The sequence below is a fragment of the Chelativorans xinjiangensis genome, from assembly GCF_009812055.1.
Taxonomy (GTDB): domain Bacteria; phylum Pseudomonadota; class Alphaproteobacteria; order Rhizobiales; family Rhizobiaceae; genus Chelativorans; species Chelativorans xinjiangense.
The window spans coordinates 65,505-86,451 of record NZ_WQNH01000015.1; the positions used below are offsets into that span (position 1 = coordinate 65,505).

The window sequence follows — 20,947 nt, forward strand, 5'->3', positions numbered from 1 at the left end:
GCCCGCGCCGTTTAAGGCAGGGGTCAATGGGGATTTCGAAGACAGTAAGAATGGTGCTCCTGGGAAGCGTCGCAGCAGTGGCTCTTAATCAAGCAGGCCACGCGCAGGAGGCCGACGGCGCCACTCCACTCGAGCGCCTCGAGGTGGAAGGCGGCGAGGGGACGGCAACCGGGCCGGTGGACGGCTATGTGGCCAAGCGCACGGAAACGGGATCGAAGACCGACGCGCCTTTGGCGGAAGTGCCGCAATCGGTATCGGTCGTCGGTCGGAAGGAGATCGACGATCTCGGCGCGGAAAAGGCCGACGAGGCCCTGCGCTATTCGGCGAGCGTCTTCACCCAGCCTTTCGGTGCCGACAGCGACACAAACTGGCTCTTCATCCGCGGGTTCCAGGCAACCCAGACCGGCGTCTACCAGGACGGGCTACAACTCTATGGCTACGGCTTCGGCGGATACTTCATCGACAGCTTCACGCTGGAGCGTATCGAGGTGCTGCGGGGGGCCTCCTCGGTCCTCTACGGCGGCAGCAATCCCGGCGGGCTTGTCAACTACGTCAGCAAGCGCCCGACGGGCGAGCGGCGGTTCTACACAGAAACCGGTATCAACGACGCCGGAAAGGCGTATCTCGGCTTCGATCTGCAGGATCGCGTCAACGACCATCTCGATGCGCGGCTTGTCGGCCGCATCGCCGGCGGTGACGACTATACGGATTTCGCCGAGGGCTTCCGGGGAATCCTCTCACCCTCCTTCATCTGGTCGCCGGACGATGCGACCAGCCTGACCGTGCTCGGCAATTTCACCTATATCGACGAGGTGCATGGCGGCGGCGGCTTCCTGCCCTATTACGGAACCGTGGTCGGCGCGCTATTCGGAAAGATCTCCCGCGAGGCGAACTTCACCGAGCCCGACATCGACAGCTATCTGCGCAGGCAGGCCTCCATCGGCTACGAGTTCGAGCACACCTTCGACAGCGGCTGGATGGTGAAGCAGAACGCCCGCGCGGGCTATTCCGACCTGCACGAGGTCTCGCTCTATGCCTGGGGTTATCAGGGCTTCTCGGAGACGCCGACCGATCCCGACAATCTGCTGAACCGGATCAATTTCGAGCACCGGACCAAGGCCACATCCTTCCTTCTCGACAACCGGCTGGAAGGCACCGTCGACACGGGCGCGCTTGAGCATCGCCTGCTTTTCGGTGCCGACTACAAATATTTCCACATGGACCAGGTGCAGATGTCGGGAGCGTCCACGCCAGTCAGTGCGACGGACCCGGTCTACGGCGCGCAGCAGGGCGAGCGCACCCCCTATATCGATCAGGAACTGCGGCAGCAGCAGATCGGGCTTTATGCGCAGGATCAGATCCACTTCGGCGACGGATGGATCGCCACGCTCAACGGCCGCCGTGACTATGTGACCACTCGGTCGGAGGGATCGTCGGTGTTCGACGATTCGGAGAGCGCCTGGAGCGGCCGCCTCGGCCTCGCCTACCAGTTTACGAACGGCCTCACGCCCTATGCTAGCGTGTCGACCTTCTTCGATCCGCAGCTCGACACGTCGCCGACGGGCGAGCTTTTCGAGCCGGAGAAGGGGCACCAGTACGAGGTGGGGCTGAAATACGAGCCCGCTTGGTTCGACGGCATCTTCACCGTGGCGCTGTTCGACCTCACCCGCCAGAACGTCGTCTCCGGGCCGTTTCTCGCCGAGACGCAGATCGGCGAGGTGAACTCGCGCGGCATCGAGTTCGAGGCCAAGGCCAACCTCACCGAGAACTGGCAGGCGCGCGCCGCCCTGACGCTGCTCGATCTGGAGATCACCGAAGACGAGGACGAGGCGCTGATCGGCAAGACGCCCTATATCGTGCCGGAAAAGCAGGCTTCCTTGGCACTCGACTACACCTTCCACGATGGCATGCTCGATGGGCTGACGCTCGGCGGCGGCGTGCGCTATGTGGGCTCTTCCTGGGCCGATGAGGCGAACACGCTGAAGGTCCCGTCCGCCACGCTGTTCGACACGAAGATCGGCTATCAGAGGGGCAATCTAGGGGCCGATCTGTATGTGACGAACCTGTTCGACAAGAAATATGTGGCCAGTTGCCAAGGCCTGCTCACCTGCGGCTACGGCGAAGGGCGCTCGATCAAGCTCAAGCTCCACGCGACATGGTGACGGAGAGCTCAAACGGAGACAAAGGGGCGCTGCTCTACCGCCTCGAAGGCGTTGGCTTTCAGGCGGGCGGGCGACGGATCGTCGGCGCGCGCGGTGCCACGGCCATCGACGTGCTGCACGACATCAACATGGCTGCGCGCATGTGCGGCAGGCTACTGGCGCTGCGCGACGGGGCCATCCTCGCCGCCTGCCCGCCGGCCAAGGTGATGCGCGGCGATGTCCTGGCCGGCATCTACGGCGTCGGGATGGGCATCCTGGAGCACCCGAGAACCGGCGCGCCCATAGGCTATGTGGAATGAGCCGCTTCTCGCTCAGCCGGCGCGGCTTTTTCGCCCTCTCGGCCGGCGCCTGGCTGTCCGCCTTCTCCTCCGCACGAGCGTCCGCCAGCCGCCTGGCGGCGATCGACTGGGCGATGCTGGAAACCGCGCTTGCCATGGGCATCGCTCCTGTCGCGGCGACAGAGCTGATCCAGTACCGGAAGATCGTGATCGATCCGCCCGTACCGGAGGGGACGGCCGATCTGGGGCTGCGGGGCGCGCCAAACTACGAGATGCTGCGCATTGCCACGCCGGACCTCATCCTCTCATCCAATTTCTACGAGCCGGAACGGGCGGCACTGGAGCGGATCGCTCCGGTCGTTTCTGCTCCGGTCTATCTGCCGGGAAGCCCGACCTACACGCTCGCGGAAGACGCGGCCCGCACCATCGGCGCGGCGACCGGCATGGAGGAAGAGGCGGAAAAGCTTATCGCGCGCAGTGCCGAGACACTTGTCCACCATGCCGAGCGCCTAGCCCCGCTCAAGGATCGGCCCGTTTTCGTCATCAGCATCGGCGACGCGCGCCATTTCCGCGCCTTCGGCCCCGACAGCATGATCGGCGACGCGCTTGCCCGGCTCGGCTTCCAGAATGCCTGGCACGCCGACACGCGCTATTCGGCGGCAGCATCCGTCGGCTTCGAAGCTCTGGCGCGGGTGCCCGAAGCGCGCGTCATCATCGTCGAGCCCATCCCGCCGGATGCCGGTCCCGGGCTTGAAGGAAATCCGCTCTGGCAGGCCTTGCCCATGGTGCGAGAGGGTCGCGTCGGCGTGATCGCGCCGGTCAACCATTTCGGCGGACTGCCCTCCGCCATGCGTTTTGCCGAACTCATGGCCGAGGCGATGGAGGCCGGCCGTGGCTGAGAAGTCGCGCACGCGTCAACCCTTCCTGTGGGGCGGGCTTTTCTGTCTCGCCGCCTTCCTCACTGCGTTGCAGGTGGCCGGCCAAGGCGCATTCCGCTTCACCGGGCTCGCCGCCGGCACAGGCACGCTCGACCGCGCCATCCTCCTCTACGGCACATTGCCGCGGATTGCGGCAGCGCTCGCGGCGGGTGCGGCACTCGGCCTTTGCGGCCATCTGCTGCAACGCGTGCTGCGCAACCCCTTGGCGGAGCCCACCACGCTCGGCATCGCCGCGGGCGCCCAACTCGCCATGGGGGCGGCGACGATCTATCTGCCGGCGGCGATGGCGTGGTCGCGCGAGGCGGTTGCGCTGGGCGGCGGCGCGGCAGCGGCAGGTCTGGTGATCGCGCTGACCTGGCGGCGCGGCATCGAGCCCGTCTCCGTGCTGCTCGGCGGAATGATGATCACACTCACCGCCTCGGCGGCAAGTGCCGCGCTCATTCTGGCCAATGGCGAATACATGTTCTCGCTCTTCATCTGGGGCGGCGGGTCGCTGGTGCAGCAGGGGTGGGGGGCAACGATTTCGATCACCGTTACGCTCGCCATCGTGGCCGCGCTTTCCCTGCTCTTGCTCCGCCCCCTTACCATCCTCGGCCTGGACGACGCCAATGCGAAGAGCCTCGGCGTGGCGCTCAACACCACTCGCCTTCTCGTGATCGGGCTCGCCGTCTGGCTGGCGACAACGGTGACGGCGGAGCTTGGCGTCATCGGCTTCGTCGGCCTTGCGGCGCCGGCGCTGGCACGGCTTACCGGCGCACGGACGGCGGGCCGGCTCTTTGCAGGGTCCATGCTGGTGGGTGCGCTCGTCCTGTGGCTGACGGACAGCATCGTGCAGCTCTTTTCGGGAGCAGGCGGAGAGCGCATCCCCACCGGTGCGGCGACGGCATTGATCGGCGCTCCACTTCTACTCTGGATGCTGCCCCGGCTTTCCATGCTGGCACGTCCGCAGATGGGCGACGCCTCCGCCGCCTACCGCGCCCCCTCCCCCCGGCGGCTGATCGTCCTTCTCGCGCTTTTCGCGACCGTAGCAATCCTCCTCGCCATGGCTGTCGGCCGCGGCCCCGAGGGCTGGGCGGTAGCCATGGGGGAGCTTTTCGCCGACCTCGCCCAATGGCGCGGTCCACGCGTGGTCGTGGCCGCCATGGCGGGTGCCATGCTCGCCGCTGCCGGCGTGATCCTTCAAAGGCTGATGGGAAACCCGCTGGCGAGCCCCGAGGTGCTGGGCGTCGGCGCGGGGGCCGGCGTGGGGCTCACCGCGGCCCTCTTTCTCTTCGCCGCGCCGGGGCTTCCGCTCCGCTTCGGCTTCTCGCTTCTCGGCGCGATGATCGCGCTTGCCCTCATGTTGGCGATCGCGGCGAAGGCCCGGTTCGGGCGCGGCCATCTCCTTCTGGCGGGTGTCGCCATGGGTGCGCTATGCAGCGCCGTTCTCACCTCGGTCATCGCCATGGGAAACATGCAGTCCTTCGAGCTTCTGGGCTGGCTCAGCGGCTCGACCAACGGTGCGACATGGGCGGACGCCGCCTTCGCGGCCGGTGCGGCCGCTCTGCTTGTCCTGCCCCTGCCGCTCGCCCGCCGCTGGCTGGAAATCCTGCCGCTCGGCGACGGCACGGCATCCGCTCTCGGCCTGCCCGAGCGCCGCTGCCGCGTCGTGCTAGTGACGGCGTCGGCCTTACTCACGGCGGCAGCCTCTCTTCTGGTGGGGCCGCTGAGCTTCGTCGGCCTTGTCGCGCCGCATGTCGCCCGCCGGATCGGACTTCCCGTGGGGCTCGGCCACCTGGCAGGCGCGGTGCTGATCGGCGGCGGGCTGATGGTCGTCGCCGACTGGCTTGGCCGCATGGCCGCTTTCCCGTATCAGATGCCCGTCGGGCTTTTCGCCGCACTCCTTTCAGGGCCTTATCTCGTCTGGCTTCTCGGCAGGGGCGTGCCTTCAGGGCCTGGCAACGCCACGTAACCACTCGCGTGAGGTCCATGCTCCGACGTTTCTTCTCCTACTACGCACCGTATAAAAAGCTGTTCCTGCTGGATTTCTCCTGCGCCATTCTGGCCGGACTCCTGGAGCTTGCCTTTCCGATGGCCGCCAAGCTCTTCATCGACGATTTCCTGCCAACGCACAGCTGGTCGCTCATCCTGCTTGCCGCGGCTGGGCTACTGGCCATGTACATCGCCAACACGGCGCTAAACGCGGTGGTTGTCTATTGGGGCCACATGCTCGGCATCAATATCGAGACCGATATGCGCCGCAAGGCGTTCGACCACCTGCAGAAGCTCTCCTTCCGCTTCTACGATAACAACAAGACCGGCCATCTCATCGCCCGCGTTACCAAGGACCTGGAGGAAATCGGCGAGATCGCCCATCACGGCCCCGAGGACCTCTTCATCGCCGTCATGACCTTTGCCGCCGCCTTTGTGCTCATGCTCACCGTCAACGTGGAACTTGCCCTGATAACGGCCGTCATCGTGCCCCTTATCGCCTGGCTGACCACCACCTATGGCGGACGGATGACGCGCAACTGGCAGACCCTCTACAGCAGGGTCGGCAACTTCAACGTCCGCATCGAAGAAAATGTCGGCGGCATGCGCGTCGTCCAGGCCTTTGCCAACGAAGACCACGAACGCGAGCTCTTCGCCCAAGACAACAGCCGCTATCGGGACACCAAGCTTGAGGCCTACAAGATCATGGCCGCGTCAACCTCGCTCAGCTACATGGGCATGCGGATGGTCCAGATCGTGGTCATGCTCGCCGGCAGCTATTTCGTCTTGCAAGGTAACCTGACCTATGGCGGCTTCGTAGGCTTCCTGCTTTTGGTGACGGTCTTCTTCCGGCCGATCGAGAAGATAAATGCCGTGATAGAAACCTATCCGAAGGGCATTGCGGGTTTCCGCCGCTATCTGCAGCTCCTCGAAACCGAGCCCGACATCGCCGACCGCCCGGGCGCCCTCCGTGCCCCCGCCTTGCGGGGTGACATACGCTACTGCGATGTCACCTTCGCCTATGACGGAAAGCGCAAGGTGCTGGAAGGCGTCGACCTTGCGATCTCGGCCGGCGAGACCGTCGCATTCGTCGGCCCGTCCGGCAGCGGCAAGACGACGCTGTGCGCGCTGCTGCCGCGCTTCTACGACGTTCGGGCGGGCGCCATCACCATCGACGGCATCGATATCCGCGACATGACGCTCGTCTCGCTGCGCAGGCAGATCGGCATCGTGCAGCAGGACGTGTTTCTGTTCGGAGGAACCATTCGCGACAACATCGCCTATGGCCGGCTCGACGCCGGCGAGGCGGAGATCCTGCATGCGGCGCACCGCGCGCGGCTGGAGGAAGCGCTGAACGACCTGCCGGAGGGCCTGGACACCGTCATCGGCGAGCGCGGCGTGAAGCTGTCCGGCGGGCAGAAGCAGCGCCTGGCGATCGCCCGCATCTTCCTCAAGAACCCGCCCATCCTGATCCTGGACGAAGCCACCTCGGCGCTCGATACCGAGACCGAGCGCGAGATTCAGAAGTCGCTGGCCGAACTCTCGCAAGGGCGCACCACGCTGGTCATCGCTCATCGTCTTGCCACGGTCCGCAACGCGGACAAGATCGTCGTGATCGACAGGTCCGGCGTCCGCGAACAGGGCACGCATGAAGAGCTCCTTGGGCGTGGCGGCCTCTATCGGCGGCTGCATGGAGACCGACCACGGTGACCGTCGTGCAACCTTCACCGGGCTACTTGCTGAGTAATCGCGTCTCCTCCAAACAGATTCAACGCTCGTTACCACGTTCCCATCCACGTGGGCCTCTATGCGCATGCCTTATCTCTGAAGACCTCGCAGAACCAAACACTGGAGGTTATTATGCATAAGATCGTCATTCTTACCCCCGTTCTCGCCATGCTTGGCGTCGGCAACGCCGCAGCCTTCGACGCCGCGTGGGGCTTCTGGCCCAGCGATGCAAACAGTCAGCCCATCCCCCGTTTTCAGACCACGCCCACGCTTGATCGGACGGACGTGACCTCAAGCGTCGGGAGCGCCAGCACATCGCTCGGTTTCCCCGTCGGCACCGGCAGGACCGTCGGCTTCTCGGCCGCGCAAGGATTCGGTCCAAGCGACGAGAATAACGAACCCACCCCCCGCTTTCAGATCGCGCGCTGACGGATAGTGATTGTCCAACGCACAGAGGCAGCCCCGGAAACCCGGGGCTGCAACTATTTAATGCCGGCTCATCCCGCCAGATCGGTCCCGTTGGCCTACCGGTACTTCCAAAGCGCGACGGACAGAAACATCACCAGACGGCGCAGCGCCGGCACGTCGTCGGCCATCAGGGCGTTGTGGAACTCGGCAGCTGCGGTGATCCGTGACCAGTCAGCTTCCAGCATGTGATCGTGCAGGGCGGACGCCTTGAAATATTGCTTGTCGTGCGGGTCGGTAAGCCAGCGGAGGAATGCCGGCACCGACACGTCGAAGATATAGCCCGCCGGCACAGTATAGGCCGGCCCGTCCTCTACGCCGATATGCCAGATAAGCGGCTCGGTGAGCGTATAGCGGATGCCGCCCACGTGGCGGACCGTGCCGGTGAATTCCGTATAAGCGCTCACTGCCAGTACCCCCTCGCCGGTATGGCTGACCGTAGTGCGGAAGGTACACCGCTTGTCACGCGATCGCCATGGGGCAACAGATGGCCGCCCGGAGCCAGTGCCGCCTATACCTCGATCGTGCTTTCCGAAAATCGATTTCGGGCGGCTCGCTAGCTCACGGTGATCTCGGTGGTATCGATGACCTCGAAATCATGGGTGATCGTCGCCGTCTTTGCGAGCATTGCCGACGCCGAGCAGTATTTTTCGACCGACAGCCCAATGGCACGTTCAACCTTGTTCGTCGCCAGGCTGCGGCCCTTGACTATGAAGTGCATATGAATGCGGATGAACACCTTCGGGTCCTGTTCCGCACGCTCTGCATCCATCTCGACGACACAGTCCTCGACCGCCTCGCGGCCCTTTTCCAGGATGTGAACGACATCGAAGGCCGAGCAGCCCCCGGTCCCGATCAGTACCATCTCCATAGGACTTGGCCCCGGAGTTCGCCCCTCCGGCCCAAAAGCCGTCCCAAGCACGATTTTGTGCCCGCTCCCCGACTCGCCGATGAAGGTTCGGTCCTCAACCCATTTGATGCGTGCTTTCATGAGATTCACCCTTATCGTCACAACGCATCCATCATAGTCCGGTGGCTCCGGTCAACTGCAACACCGACCGATGCGCCTATACAAGCGCTTGCATATAACCACTCCATCGGAAGGGGTCTGCAGGCTGCTTCAGCCGCCGGAGTAGAGCGACTTGTAGCTGTCGCGCAGGATGTTCTTTTGCACCTTGCCCATGGTGTTGCGCGGTAGATCATCGATGAAGATCACGCGCTTGGGCTGCTTGTAGCGCGCGAGCCGCTCCTTGAGGCCCTCGAGCACTGTGTCTTCGTCGATCTCAGCATCCGGCTTGCGCACGACGATCGCCGTGACGCCCTCGCCGAAATCCGGATGCGGCACGCCGATGACCGCACTTTCGATGACGCCGGGAAGCTGGTCGATCTCCGTTTCGACCTCCTTGGGATAGATGTTGTATCCACCGGAAATCACGAGGTCCTTGCCGCGCCCGACAATATGCACATAACCCTTCGCGTCGATCTTCCCGAGGTCCCCTGTGATAAAGAAACCGCCCGGGCGGAATTCGGCTTCCGTCTTTTCCGGCATGCGCCAATAGCCCTTGAAGACATTGGGACCTTTCACTTCGATCATGCCCGTCTCATCAATGCCGAGCGGACTGCCCGTTTCGGGATCCGTAATGCGCAATGAAACGCCTGGGAGGGGAAAGCCAACAGTGCCGGCGATGCGCTCGCCGTCATAGGGGTTGGACGTATTCATGTTGGTTTCGGTCATGCCGTAGCGCTCCAGGATCGCATGGCCGGTAATCTCGCGAAACCGCGTGTGCGTCTCCGCAAGGAGCGGCGCCGAACCGGAAACGAACAGGCGCATGCCAGCGGCCACCTCACGGTTGAGGCCCTCGTGCTGCACGAGCCGCACATAGAAGGTCGGCACTCCCATCAGCGTGGTCGCCTTCGGCATCAGCCGCAACACCTCGTCGGCATCGAATTTCGGCAGGAAATACATCGATGCGCCGGACAGAAGGATCACGTTGGAAGCGACGAACAGCCCGTGTGTGTGGAAGATCGGCAGGGCATGGATCAGCCGGTCGGCTGCGGTGAAGCGCCAGTATTCGCGCAATGTCAGTGCATTGGACAAGAGATTGTCATGCGTGAGCATCGCCCCTTTCGACCGGCCGGTGGTGCCGGAGGTGTAGAGAATGGCGGCCAGGTCGTCCGGCCCGCGCGCCGCATTCTTGAAATCAGGCTCCATCTCCTGCGCGAGATGCAGCAAGGTGCCGCCGCCCTTGCCGTCAAGGGTTTCAACGCGTGCCCCATGTTTCGCCGCGATTGCGCGAACGCCTTCGGCCGCATCGGGCGTCGACACAACCAGCCGCGGTTCCGCGTCACCGACGAAATAATCAAGTTCGGCGATCGTGTAGGCGGTGTTGAGCGGCAGATAGACAGCACCTGCACGCAGACAGGCGAGATAGAGCATCAAGGCCTCGGGGCTCTTTTCCACCTGAACGGCGACACGGTCGCCCGGCTTCACCGACAGTTTTTCCAGCGTGGCTGCGAGCCGGCCGGAAGTTGCGAGCATGTCATCATATGTCCACACCCGCCCATCGAGCGTCTCGATGAAGGTGGCGCCCGGCCTTGCGGCATCGCGGACGGCGTCGAACATATGGTTGCTCATTGAGAAAACTCCTTGCTGCCTTTTGTTCTTCTATGTTCGCCTGTCGGGCCTTCATCTGCGGGCATGCCTGACATCGGAATAGGGCTTCGTGCGGTGCGGCCTGCCGGCGCCAGCCGGCGGATCGGCTGCGCCGCCACCACTTCGCCGCGTGCGGCGAAAGCCTCGTGGTTGGCCTCGATGTCCTCAAGCTTATAAAGATAGTTGACCATCAGACCGTGCGCCTGACGCATGGCCCGTGGTGAGCGGTCGGCGAGAAAGTTGATCTTCTCGAGCCGCGCGCCGTTGCCGAGATGAAAACGAGCCACTGGATCGACAACCTTGCCCTTGGCCGTGCGCGCCCGCAGGAAATAGCGGGCGGCAAGCGCCGTCATGACCGGCTTCAGATGCGCGGCAATGTCCTGCTTGTCTGCCCATTCGGGATCATCCAGCACCTCCAGCCGCTCACGTTCCTCGGCATCCAGCATTTCGGAGGCTTCCGCGCGGCGCTCACGCGACAGCCAGTCGGCAAAGCCCGGAACCGGCGAAAGGGTGACGAAGGTGGTTAGCTTCGGCAACTCGCGGCGCAAATCCTCGACCACCTGCTTGATCAGGAAGTTGCCGAACGAGACCCCGCGCAGCCCCGCCTGACAGTTGGAAATGGAATAAAAGACGGCTGTCGTTGCATCTTGAGCGGGCAGCGGCGCCCGGTCCTCCCGCAGGACGTCGGCGATGTTCGTCGGCATCTCCTTCATCAGCGCAACTTCGACGAAGATCAGTGGTTCATCGACGAGCTGTGGATGAAAGAAGGCAAAGCAGCGCCGGTCCTCCGGCTTGAGCCGCCGCCGCAATTCGTCCCAGCCGTCAATGTGATGCACCGCCTCGTAGGCGATCACCTTTTCCAGGATATCGGCCGGCGTCGACCAGCTTATCGGCAACAGCATCAGGAAGCCGCGATTGAACCAGGATGTGAAAAGATGCGCGAAATCGGCATCGACGGCCGCAAGCTCCGGCTCCTCGGCCTTGAGGTTCAAAAGCGTCTCACGCATGCGTACGAGGATGGAAATGCCCTTCGGCGCCAGATTGAGACGGCGGATCAGTTCCTGGCGGCGAGGCTCGGCCGCCGTATGCAGCTCGAGCAGCGCCCTCGGTGTCGGTTCGGCGCGATAAGCGTCGATGGCCCGTTCCAGCCGCTCCGCATCCGGCCCGAAGCGCAGAAGCAGCATCATCATGAAATCGCGCCGCTGTGTCTGGTCGAAATGTTCCCAGCGATCCAGAATATCCTTTGCGAGCGCCATGCCGGACGCCTCGCCCCGGCTTGAAAGCATCGTCTCGCAGGCCGCTTCCATGGCGCCCATGCCTGTGCGTGCGGCGCCATCGCGCGGACTGAGGGACAGCACCCGGCGCCCGCGATCGGTGATGGCCTGGAGCATATCGCTGAAGAAAGTCGCGCCGTTCATCGGACAACTCCCATCATCTGGTTGGGCAGCCAGGTGGCGATATCGGGAAAGAGGCAGAGGATAAGGATGGCCAGGAACATGACCAGCACATAAGGGAGCGCTCCCCACAAAATATCCCTGGTGGGCACGTCGGGTGCGATCGCGTTGATGACGAACAGGTTGAGCCCGATCGGCGGGGTGATCAGCCCCACTTCCATGTTGATCGTCAGCACGATCGCGAACCAGTACGGGTCGAAGCCTGCCTGGGTGATGATTGGGAACAGCATCGGCGCCGTCATGACGATGACCGCCACTGGCGGCAGGAACATGCCTGCCACCAGAAGGAAGAGATTGATGATCCCCATCAGCACCCAGCGATTGACCTCCAGGTCGGCGATGGCTGCCGCAATGGTCTGGGTGATGAAGAGCGAGGACAGCGCGAAGGCGAAGAGCTCCGCCGCCGCCATGATCATCATGATCATCACGCTCTCTCGCATGGCCGAACCGAAAATGCCGGCAATGGGGCGGAAGCGGAACAGCCGGTAAGCGATGACGACGACGAACAGCGTGAGCATCGCCCCCACGCCCGCCGCCTCGGACGGCGTGGCGATCCCTCCGTAGAGCACATAGAGCGTGCCGACGATGATCAGCAGGAACGGCAGGACACGCGGCAGCCCCGCCAGCCTTTCACGCATCGTGAAGCGCATGGCGCGCGTGTTGAAATCATATCCCTTCCGTTTGCAGTCGATGATCGCCCACATCATGAACATGAAGGTCAGCATGATCCCCGGAAGCACGCCGGCCATGAACAGCCTGCCGATCGAGGTCTCCGTGGCGATGCCGTAGACAATCAGCGTCACCGAAGGCGGGATGAGGATGCCGAGGGTGCCGCCTGCGGCGATGGAGCCCGTTGCGACCGAGGTCGGATAGCCACGCCGCAGCATCTCGGGAATACCCATCTTGCCGATGGCGGCACAGGTGGCCGGCGACGAGCCCGTCATGCCCGAGAAGATGCCGCAGGCGCCGATGTTGGAAAGGACCAGCCCGCCGGGCACGCGGTTCAGCCAGCGGTCAAGCGATGTGTAGAGGTCGGCGCCCGCTGGCGAGGATGCAACCGCAGCGCCCATAAGGACGAACATCGGGATCGCCACATAGGCAAGATTGGCGATGCCCGAAAACATCGTATCGCCAAGGACGTAAAAGATACCGACACCGCTCTGCAGGAATAGGGCGAGGAAGGCGGCAAGTCCAAGCGCAAAGGCGATCGGCATGCCGGTGCCCAAAAGCACGAACAGAGCGGCGATGATGGTCAAGCCGGCGAAAGTCGGGCTCATCGTGTGTCTCCTCTCACCGCAGGCTCTGTGCTCACCAGACTTTCGGTACCCGCCCCGACATGAGCGGCCCGAGGATCAACCGGCTCCTTCACGAGGCCCGAAAGCTGCGCCGCGATTTCCGCGACATATTGCAGGCAGAGCATGACAAAGCTCAGCGGCAATGCCGACAGCGGTATCCAGAGCGGCGGCCCCCAGACGCTGGAATGACGCCAATTGCCGGCCCAGGCGTCGTGGAACTGTATCCAAGTCGCCGCGAGCATGATGACGCAGAAGGAAAGACCGAGCAGACTTGCAACAAGGCGCAACCGCCGGCGAACTCCGTCGCTGACGATTAGTTCGACAACATCGACGCCGACGTGGCCGCCTCTAAGCAACACGTATGGCGCACCGAGAAACATCGCTCCGGTGGCCGCGAAGACAACAAAGTCGTTTTGCCAGATCGTCGGCAGCCGAAAGACGTAACGCATCAAGATCATCTGGCAGACGACCACCATGGCCGCGATCATCAATCCCGTCGCCAGCACTGCAAATGCACGCGACAAGTGGCCGACGACCCGGATATAGACCTGCACCATTCGCGAACACCTTGTTGCGGGAGGAAACCAGCCGGCGGCGCACGTTCCCGTGCATGCCGCCGACCCCACCGACCCCTACTCCACAGCCAAGGCCTTCTCGATCAGTTCGTCGCCGCCCGGCACTTTCTCGGCGAAGTTCTTGTAGGCGGAACCCTTGGCCACCTCGAGCCAGGCATCGTAATCCGCCTTAGACATTTCGACCACTTCGACACCGGCATTCTCGTAGGTCTCGACCATCATCGCGTCGCCGTTTCTGATTTCTTCGTTGAAAAATGCCTCGGCCTTCTCGCCGGCGTCCAGGATGGCCTGCTGCTGTTCCGGCGTCAGCTTTTCGAACACGCTCTTGGACATCAGCACCGGCTCATACATGAACCACAGGGCGTTCTCGCCCGGTGCCGTCAGGCACTTCACCTGCTCGAACAACCGATAAGACACGAAACTCGCCGAAGACGTGTTGGTGGCGTCGAGAACGTTGGTCTGCATGCCGGTGTAGATTTCGGACGACGGCATCGAGGTGATCGACGCACCGGCGGCCGCAAGCATTTCCTCGAACGCCGGACCGGCCGCACGGATCACCTGCCCCTTCACGGTGTCCGGCGAGGTGATGCAGTTCTTCTTGGATGCGAAGGCGCCCGACAGCCACGCGTCCGAAATCACAATGGCGCCCGCATCTTCCATGATCTGCTTGATGTCCTTCATGAAGTCGGAATCGTTCAGGCGCATGGCGCGGTCGAAATTGCCGACAAGGCCAGGCATCAGCGTCGCCGAAAATTCCGGATGCCGGCCCGATGCGTAATCTAGTGGAAAGGACGTCAGGTCGAGCAGTCCGCGGGTGATGGCGTTCCACTGGTCGTTCGGCTTGTAAAGGGACGCGCCGGGGAAGACCTGTATCTCGAGACCGACATCGGCGGCGGCCACCTCGCGCGCGATCAGCTGAACCATCTCGTCTCGTATATCGCCCTTTCCGCCCGGGAACTGGTGCGACGCCTTCAAGACCGTTTGCGCGCCGGCGGCACCGGCGGCAACACACCCAACAGCGATACAGGTCGCCAATTTCAGCATGCTTACGAGTTTCTGCATTTTGTCCTCCCTGGTATTGCGGCCCTCCCGCCGCATGAGCATTGCAGCTTGCCGATCTTGTGCTCAATGTCAAATTTTTTGTATACAACAGAGATCATCATGTATTTGGGCGGGATATTTCTTCGAGGACCAAATGGCCGGGAACACATTTCACAAACTGCGCGATGAAATCGAAAACGGCATCGTGACCGGGACTTTCGAGCCCGGAGAACGCCTCGATGAGGCACAACTCGCCGCCCGTTTTGGCGTGTCGCGCACACCGATCCGCGAGGCGCTGATGCAACTCAGCGCCATCGGCCTGGTCGAGATTAGGCCACGGCGTGGTGCCATCGTCGTCGATCCTGGCCCCAACAGGATTTTTGAAATGTTCGAGGTGATGGCCGAGCTTGAGAGCATGGCGGGCGCGCTGGCGGCCCGCCGTCATACCGAGGAGGACAAGGCCGCTATCCTGGAGAGCCATTCGCGCTGTGAGCACTCGGCAGCGAGCGAGGACACCGATTCCTATTACTATGACAACGAGGTGTTCCACTACGCAATCTACGAGGCCAGCCACAACGGCTTCCTTGCCGAGCAGTGCGTGGCCCTTCACAGACGCCTGCGCCCCTACCGGCGCCTGCAGCTGCGCGTACGCAACCGCATGAAGGTCTCCTTCCGCGAGCATGCGGCCATCGTCGAAGCGATCCTGGCCGGTGACGCGGAGGCGGCGCGGTCCCGCCTGCGCGACCATGTCGCCGTGCAGGGCGACCGCTTCAGCGATCTGGTCTCAAACCTCAGCAGGCGTGAGGCGACAGGCGCCGGCGGTCAGCGCCGATGAAAGGCCCCGGCATGGCGACAATCGCCGACCCGTTCAGCGCCAAACTCGCCTTCATCGACTACAGAAAGGCCTGAACCCAAGCCTGCGCGGTGCTTGGCGGACGTTTATGGCATTGCAAAGCAATTTGCCGGAAGCCGTAGCGCGCCCGGCTACCGTCCCACCCGCTCCAGCCGGTCGATGAACCACTGCGTAAGCCGGGTCCAGACCTCATCCTTCTCCCCGGTATCCTCGCAGCCATGGTCGAGATTCGGGTTGTCGTTTACCTCGATGACGTAGATGCCGTCGGCGGTTTCCTTCAGGTCGACACCATAAAGGCCGTCGCCGATGCAGCTTGCCGCCTTGACCGCAGTGTCGACGACGATCGCTGGTGCGTCCCGCAGGCTGACGGTACGGATACCGCCCTGGTCGGGCCGGCCGCGACGATCGTGATTGACGATCTGCCAGTGCTTCTTCGCCATCAGATAGTGGACGGCGAAGAGTGGCCGGCCGCCGAGCACGCCGATACGCCAGTCAAAATCGGTGGGGACGAACTTCTGGGCGATCAGCAGGTCGGACTTCTCGAGCCATCGCGTGGCAAGCTCGGTTAGTTCGGCAAGGTTCGACGCCTTCTTCACACCCCGGGAGAAAGAGCCGTCAGGAATCTTCAGAACCAGGGGGAAGCCAAGCGTTTGGGCCGCAACCTGCAGATCCCCCGGCCCGGCAATCATCACCGTCGGCGGCACCGGCACCTTGGTGGTTGTCATCAGTTCGTTGAGATAGACCTTGTTAGTGCAGCGAATCATCGACAAAGGGTCGTCGATCACCGGCATCCCTTCCTGCTGCGCGCGGCGTGCGAAGCGATAGGTATGATTGGAGATCGATGTAGTCTCGCGGATGAAGAGCGCGTCGTAATTGGCTAATCTTGCAAGGTCCTTCCTCGATATCGGCTCGACCTCGACGCCCATCTTCTCTGCAATCCGCGACCAGTGCTTCAGCGAGGCGACCGAGGAGGGCGGCAACTCTTCCTGTGGATCGATCAGTGTGGCGAAAGTGTATCGGGCCGGCGTGCGCGCCTTGCTGTCGCGCCATTCGCGGGCGGTGTATCTGCCCAGACAAGTGATGAAGCATGCCTTTTGGTCGGCATCCATGCGGCCAAGCGGAAGAAAGCCGATCTTCTTGATGGAGTTCTGCTGACCGTCATTGATGATCACTTCGAGGGCCGGCGCGCGGAACCAGTCGAAGAGGAGCCGCGCGAAGCGGTCCCAAGCCTTGGATGGGCCGATGCCGAAGAAGACTGTCACCGTAGTTGGCAGTGTGCCGCCCAGCTCCTTGCGACATTTGTTGAGCGCCTGTTCGAGCTCCGGCAGCGCCGCCTCGTAGAGCTTGCGCTCCGACAGGTCGATCATCGTCTCAACGGTCGGGATCACCCGGTGGCCGCGCGAACTCGCCAGCAGCGAGGCGTAGTAGCCGCGGCTCTGATAAGCGTAGCTGTTGGACAGGTTGATGATCTTCGGCCGCTGGTTTCGAAAAAGGGTGGGGTGGGAAAGATAGTCCCGGTTGGTAATGATTTTGTGGGGGGTTGCGACCTGATCGAGGTCGCTCTGTCTGCCGGTGAGAATGACCCAGCTCATAGTGCAGCCTCTGTCTCCTCCGATGTCGCACTTTCAAGGCACTTTTCCATTCTGATCGCGGCCGCGCCATCCCCGTAATAGCCAGGCTTGCGGCCGAAGCGGCGATAGCCGCCCCTTTCGTAGAGTCCGATGGCGCGAAGATTGTCCTCGCGGACCTCGAGACGGAGCAAAAGACGGGCCTGCCCGCGCGCGGCCTGCTCGGCAGCGGCAAGCAGCGCCCGGCCGACGCCGGAACCGGCATAACATGGCGCCACGGCTAAGGAATAGAGACGTGCGATGCGGCTGCTCTTGCGGAAAAGGACAAGGCAATATCCTGCAAGTGCGCCGCCGCAATCGGCGACGATCATCTGCGCCGTCTCCCGCCTCATGCAGCCTCGCAAGGAGCGGCGGGAAAGGCGGTCATGCGTGAAGGCGCCCCGTTCAATCGCGTCGAGCTGATCGATATCGGAGGCACGGGCTAAGCGTAGTATCGGGGCCATTTTCGGCTGCCTACCTCGGGCCAGAAGGCCGAAACCCCCTCGGCGGCGAGGGATGCCTGCGTGTCGCCTTCTGCCGCGCAAGCCGAATTGCGCTAACGCTCCCGAATTTAGGCCGAATTGTGGCGGTCGGCGCGAGGCCGAGTCGGTCCCTGGCATTTCATCAGAATTGCGTCTTTCAGCCGCCAGCCTGGCTTGAAGACCGCAAGGATAATCGCGCCACGCGCCAAGCACACCAACGCTCGTCGCCACATGCAGGGTCAGAAGGAGCTTTCGCCATGGTTGTGGGAGCATCATGGGCTGCCTCCAAACATTTTCGGTCTCGATGCGAGAGTGTCAAGACAGTTCTGTGGAGCGGAGCGGACCGGACACGGTGTTGGCCTCGAAGGAAATGTGCCTGATGGTTATTGAGCTTTGGCACCCGCATGAATTATCCCTACGAAGGAGGATATTCGATGTCGTGGAAATTGGATGAGACCGCGGAAACATCCGCGGGCACTGTGGCAGCGGGTCGATGTGGGAGCGGACCAGCGCTCGTACTTGCCCATGGCTGGCCGTGGTCTTCGTTTTCATGGCATCGGATCATCCCCGATCTTGCCAGGCGGTTCCATGTTCATTGGTACGATATGCCCGGATATGGGCAATCCGACAAACACGCGGAGCAGCGCACCTCACTCGATGTGCAAGGCAATGTCTTCGCCGAGATGCTTGCACATTGGGACCTCGAGCGGCCCATTGTCCTCGCCCATGATATGGGTGGCGCGACGGCGCTAAGGGCGCATTTGCTGCATGGCTGCGACTTCGACCGGTATGTCCTGATGAACGTCGTCGCGATGCGCCCATGGGGATCGGAGTTCTTCGATCATGTCGGTCGCCACGTAGATGCCTTTCTGGGCCTACCGCCGCATATCCACCAGGCGGTCGTGGAGGCTTACATCAAGGGGGCGATCGTCAACGATATCGATTCCGGTGATTTCGAGAAGCTTGTCGAGCCGTGGCTTTCCGAAGAGGGACGAGGAAGCTTCTATCGGCAATTCGCACAAGCCGATGAAAAGTACACCGCTGAAATCGAGCCGGTATTCGGCGATATTCGGTGTCCGGCAAAGATAATCTGGGGCGAGGACGATCCATGGATCCCGCTGGAGCGCGGCAAGGCACTTCATGCGCTGATCCCCCAGGCATCGTTCGAAACACTGCCCGGCGTTGGCCACCTGCCCCAGCTCGAAGCTCCGAGTCTCGTCTGGGAGCGGCTGAACGCGTTTCTATCACGCGACGGCGAAGGCTGATGAAGGGATCGAACCCAGGAAGGCTACAGCACGCTGGCTGGCAGGACTTGCTCCATCAGGTGCGAGAGCGCGAGCCTGTCTACAACGATGGAGAAGGCAAACCTGGCGGTGGGGGACTGCTTTCTCGGATCAAAGGCCGCCCTTGCGCCAGCTAGTTTGCAGTCCATCGCCACTCCGGCCCATTGACATCCAGGACATCAGGTTCCTCGATAACACTTCCCTCGTCGCCGCTGGCGGCCTTGAACGCGTCGAAATCGTCTTCCGACCTTCCATCGTTGTAGAAATTCCGGTCGACCCAGAACCAGCGCGTGCGATCACTACCGGCGGAGGCGGAGTAGTGGTTATGCCCGATCGTCACGGAGCTCGACTTGGCTGGAGAGAACCTGGTGATCACATAGCCTTTCGGGCCGGCAAGTAGGATGTTGTCCTCAAAGCGGATATCGCTCGCGTGGTGGCCGATCTGGAGCTCGCCCGAATGGATGCCTGACACCTCCCGGCTGTTGTTCCGGAAAAGCGTGTTGTGCACGATCGTGCACTTGTTCGCCCCGCCGGATTGGGCTTCGTCGTAGCCACCCACCAGGATGCCAGCATCGCGGTTGAAGCGCACAAGGTTGTTGCGGACAATCACATTGCTGGTGTTCTTCCCGGGATGCTCGCTCAAGAGCCAGATGCCGCCGTCGTTGGCCTCGACCCTGTTGTGCTCGATGGTGATGTGGCGGCCGCCATCGACGTAAATGCCGACCGCAGGGGCGATGATGGTCAGCGCCTGATTTTCCGCGCTTGAGAGATTGTAGACGGCGTTCCCGGCGATCCAGCCCCGGCGCGCGCGATCATATTCGGTACCGTTGATATAATAGCCGATCGCATCGATGCCGATGAAATTGCTGTCACGCACGATATTGTTCGTGACCTGCCAGCCCTCGACGTTGCCGCCGATGGTCAGCGCCTCGCTTCGGCCGGTCTTGAGATTAAAAAGCTCGTTCCCGTCGACTATGATGTTGCGGAGAGGAAGCTCCGTTTGCCCGTAAACGGCAATGCCCAGGCCATTGGCGTTACCCCTTGTGGGGATGTTGTTGGCTTCGATCTGATGGATCACATTGTCTCGTATCTCGATGCGCTCGCCTGCTCCCTGTACGAGAACGCCGACCACGATGAACTCGCTGTCCGACTTGTAGTTGCGGATCTCGAAATCCTTCACGCGGACATAGCTGACGTCGGCAAGGGTGATCAGGCCACGCATTCCAAAGGGCTGCCGGGCGAGTTCGATGCCGTCGATGATCGCGCTCTCTCCCGGTGCCTCCGCGAGTGTGATGTAGCCACCTTTGGCTGAGCCCGAGCGCGTTATCATTACCGCCTCGTTGTAGACGCCCTCATGCACCAAGATCGTGTCTCCCGGCTCAGCCTGGTCCACCGCGTGCTGGATGGTGCGCCACGGGGCGTCGGACGTTCCCTGGCCAGTGTCGGAACCGATGGTCGCCACGTGATGAGTGTCGCCGGCCCGGACAAAAGCCTCGTTGCAGACAGCCCAGCTTTCTGACTCTCCAGGATCGTTTCCCGAAGCTGCCGTGACCGCGACATTCACGGCCCTGTCCACATTTGCCGGCGCTATGTAACGTCCCTGATCGTCGATGATCCCGATCGTCGGCGCTCCGCCAGGAACTCCATCTACCATCCAGACGACGTCCGCACTTCCGGCGCCTGTCGCATGAAACTGATGAGCTTCATTGGACTTCAGAAACAGGCACTCTGATGCAAGGGCTGCAGGCGCAAGGGAAAGCAGCATGGCCGTTGGAAGTATGCGCCATGCTGCACGAACTGCGATTTGGACCCCCGCATTCCTCGCACAAGATTCAAGATCGCAAGCGGGCATGGGCGCTCCTTCACGCGGGCCGACAGCCAATTCCTTCGTTCGCATCACACCTCCGTCCGTCTACGGTCAAACCACGCTGGCCGCATGCTGCTCGGCGACAGAATCCTTCCTGCGTCCGAGCGCGATCATCGGAACCTCCGGGCACCGAACCCGATCAGCAGGCCCAACCATCCGCCAGAGGAAGGATACTGTACACAACGAGCGCAACGACTCCATAAAAGAGCTAGAGCACGTCCTGTTTAATCCGGGTCATATCCTGCGGCCCTGAAGTAGTTGGCGCATTCGGCCGGCGTGAAGAGGTCGATGATAG

At 62.5% G+C, this 20,947-nt stretch carries 18 protein-coding genes; 8 read left to right on the plus strand and 10 right to left on the minus strand.

The annotated features are described in order from the left end of the window. The first annotated feature begins 26 nt into the window (after positions 1-26). The 6 genes from GM910_RS12340 (at position 27) to GM910_RS12365 (ending at position 7,506) form a co-directional block, all read left to right on the plus strand. Positions 27-2,162 (plus strand): TonB-dependent siderophore receptor, encoded by a 2,136-nt coding sequence (locus GM910_RS12340; protein ID WP_201285486.1) that lies wholly within the window; start codon positions 27-29, stop codon positions 2,160-2,162. Beyond that, positions 2,159-2,461: an ATP-binding cassette domain-containing protein gene (locus tag GM910_RS12345; protein WP_159587854.1), complete on the plus strand. Its 303-nt coding sequence runs from the start codon at positions 2,159-2,161 to the stop codon at positions 2,459-2,461. The genes GM910_RS12340 and GM910_RS12345 overlap by 4 nt, the downstream gene beginning before the upstream one ends. Further along, a complete protein-coding gene (locus tag GM910_RS12350) occupies positions 2,458-3,339 on the plus strand; it encodes an iron-siderophore ABC transporter substrate-binding protein (RefSeq protein ID WP_159587855.1) in 882 nt (293 codons plus the stop codon). The genes GM910_RS12345 and GM910_RS12350 overlap by 4 nt, the downstream gene beginning before the upstream one ends. Further along, complete coding sequence (gene fhuB, locus GM910_RS12355; protein ID WP_159587856.1) at positions 3,332-5,329, plus strand: Fe(3+)-hydroxamate ABC transporter permease FhuB; 1,998 nt, start codon at positions 3,332-3,334, stop codon at positions 5,327-5,329. Before GM910_RS12350 ends, fhuB begins: the two co-directional genes overlap by 8 nt. A 17-nt stretch (positions 5,330-5,346) precedes the next feature. After that, positions 5,347-7,059, plus strand: coding sequence for an ABC transporter ATP-binding protein (locus GM910_RS12360; RefSeq protein ID WP_159587857.1), 1,713 nt, complete (start codon positions 5,347-5,349; stop codon positions 7,057-7,059). Positions 7,060-7,209: 150 nt separating this feature from the next. After that, entirely contained in the window at positions 7,210-7,506 is a 297-nt protein-coding gene (locus GM910_RS12365) for a hypothetical protein (protein WP_159587858.1), read from the plus strand. 95 nt (positions 7,507-7,601) lie between these two features. On the opposite strand, the gene GM910_RS12370 is transcribed toward GM910_RS12365, so the two are convergent. From GM910_RS12370 to GM910_RS12400, 7 genes are all read right to left on the minus strand, one after another. Beyond that, entirely contained in the window at positions 7,602-7,949 is a 348-nt protein-coding gene (locus tag GM910_RS12370; RefSeq protein WP_159587859.1) for a DUF1353 domain-containing protein, read from the minus strand. A gap of 149 nt (positions 7,950-8,098) precedes the next feature. Next, positions 8,099-8,533 carry an OsmC family protein gene (locus GM910_RS12375; RefSeq protein ID WP_159587860.1) on the minus strand — a complete coding sequence of 145 codons (435 nt, stop codon included), beginning with the start codon at positions 8,531-8,533 and terminating at the stop codon, positions 8,099-8,101. Between the two features lie 129 nt (positions 8,534-8,662). Next, positions 8,663-10,177 carry a malonate--CoA ligase gene (locus GM910_RS12380; protein ID WP_159587861.1) on the minus strand — a complete coding sequence of 505 codons (1,515 nt, stop codon included), beginning with the start codon at positions 10,175-10,177 and terminating at the stop codon, positions 8,663-8,665. Further along, positions 10,174-11,613: a malonyl-CoA decarboxylase gene (locus GM910_RS12385; RefSeq protein ID WP_159587862.1), complete on the minus strand. Its 1,440-nt coding sequence runs from the start codon at positions 11,611-11,613 to the stop codon at positions 10,174-10,176. Before GM910_RS12385 ends, GM910_RS12380 begins: the two co-directional genes overlap by 4 nt. After that, entirely contained in the window at positions 11,610-12,926 is a 1,317-nt protein-coding gene (locus tag GM910_RS12390; RefSeq protein ID WP_159587863.1) for a TRAP transporter large permease, read from the minus strand. Before GM910_RS12390 ends, GM910_RS12385 begins: the two co-directional genes overlap by 4 nt. Beyond that, complete coding sequence (locus GM910_RS12395) at positions 12,923-13,501, minus strand: TRAP transporter small permease subunit (protein ID WP_159587864.1); 579 nt, start codon at positions 13,499-13,501, stop codon at positions 12,923-12,925. Before GM910_RS12395 ends, GM910_RS12390 begins: the two co-directional genes overlap by 4 nt. Before the next feature lie 75 nt (positions 13,502-13,576). Further along, positions 13,577-14,581 carry a TRAP transporter substrate-binding protein gene (locus GM910_RS12400; RefSeq protein ID WP_159587865.1) on the minus strand — a complete coding sequence of 335 codons (1,005 nt, stop codon included), beginning with the start codon at positions 14,579-14,581 and terminating at the stop codon, positions 13,577-13,579. Between the two features lie 133 nt (positions 14,582-14,714). On the opposite strand from GM910_RS12400, the gene GM910_RS12405 reads away from it, so the two are divergent. Continuing rightward, positions 14,715-15,395 carry a GntR family transcriptional regulator gene (locus GM910_RS12405; protein WP_159587866.1) on the plus strand — a complete coding sequence of 227 codons (681 nt, stop codon included), beginning with the start codon at positions 14,715-14,717 and terminating at the stop codon, positions 15,393-15,395. A 149-nt stretch (positions 15,396-15,544) separates the two neighbouring features. On the opposite strand, the gene GM910_RS12410 is transcribed toward GM910_RS12405, so the two are convergent. Both GM910_RS12410 and GM910_RS27730 read right to left on the minus strand, forming a co-directional pair. After that, a complete protein-coding gene (locus GM910_RS12410; protein WP_159587867.1) occupies positions 15,545-17,005 on the minus strand; it encodes a RimK family protein in 1,461 nt (486 codons plus the stop codon). Beyond that, positions 17,002-17,778, minus strand: coding sequence for a GNAT family N-acetyltransferase (locus GM910_RS27730; RefSeq protein ID WP_343032985.1), 777 nt, complete (start codon positions 17,776-17,778; stop codon positions 17,002-17,004). Before GM910_RS27730 ends, GM910_RS12410 begins: the two co-directional genes overlap by 4 nt. A gap of 158 nt (positions 17,779-17,936) precedes the next feature. Here GM910_RS27730 and GM910_RS12420 point away from each other — a divergent pair, with 158 nt between their 5' ends. Further along, complete coding sequence (locus GM910_RS12420) at positions 17,937-18,767, plus strand: alpha/beta fold hydrolase (RefSeq protein ID WP_159587869.1); 831 nt, start codon at positions 17,937-17,939, stop codon at positions 18,765-18,767. A gap of 151 nt (positions 18,768-18,918) precedes the next feature. Here the strand turns inward: GM910_RS12420 and GM910_RS12425 are convergent, their stop codons facing one another. Continuing rightward, positions 18,919-20,550: a right-handed parallel beta-helix repeat-containing protein gene (locus GM910_RS12425; RefSeq protein WP_159587870.1), complete on the minus strand. Its 1,632-nt coding sequence runs from the start codon at positions 20,548-20,550 to the stop codon at positions 18,919-18,921. Positions 20,551-20,947 lie beyond the last annotated feature (397 nt).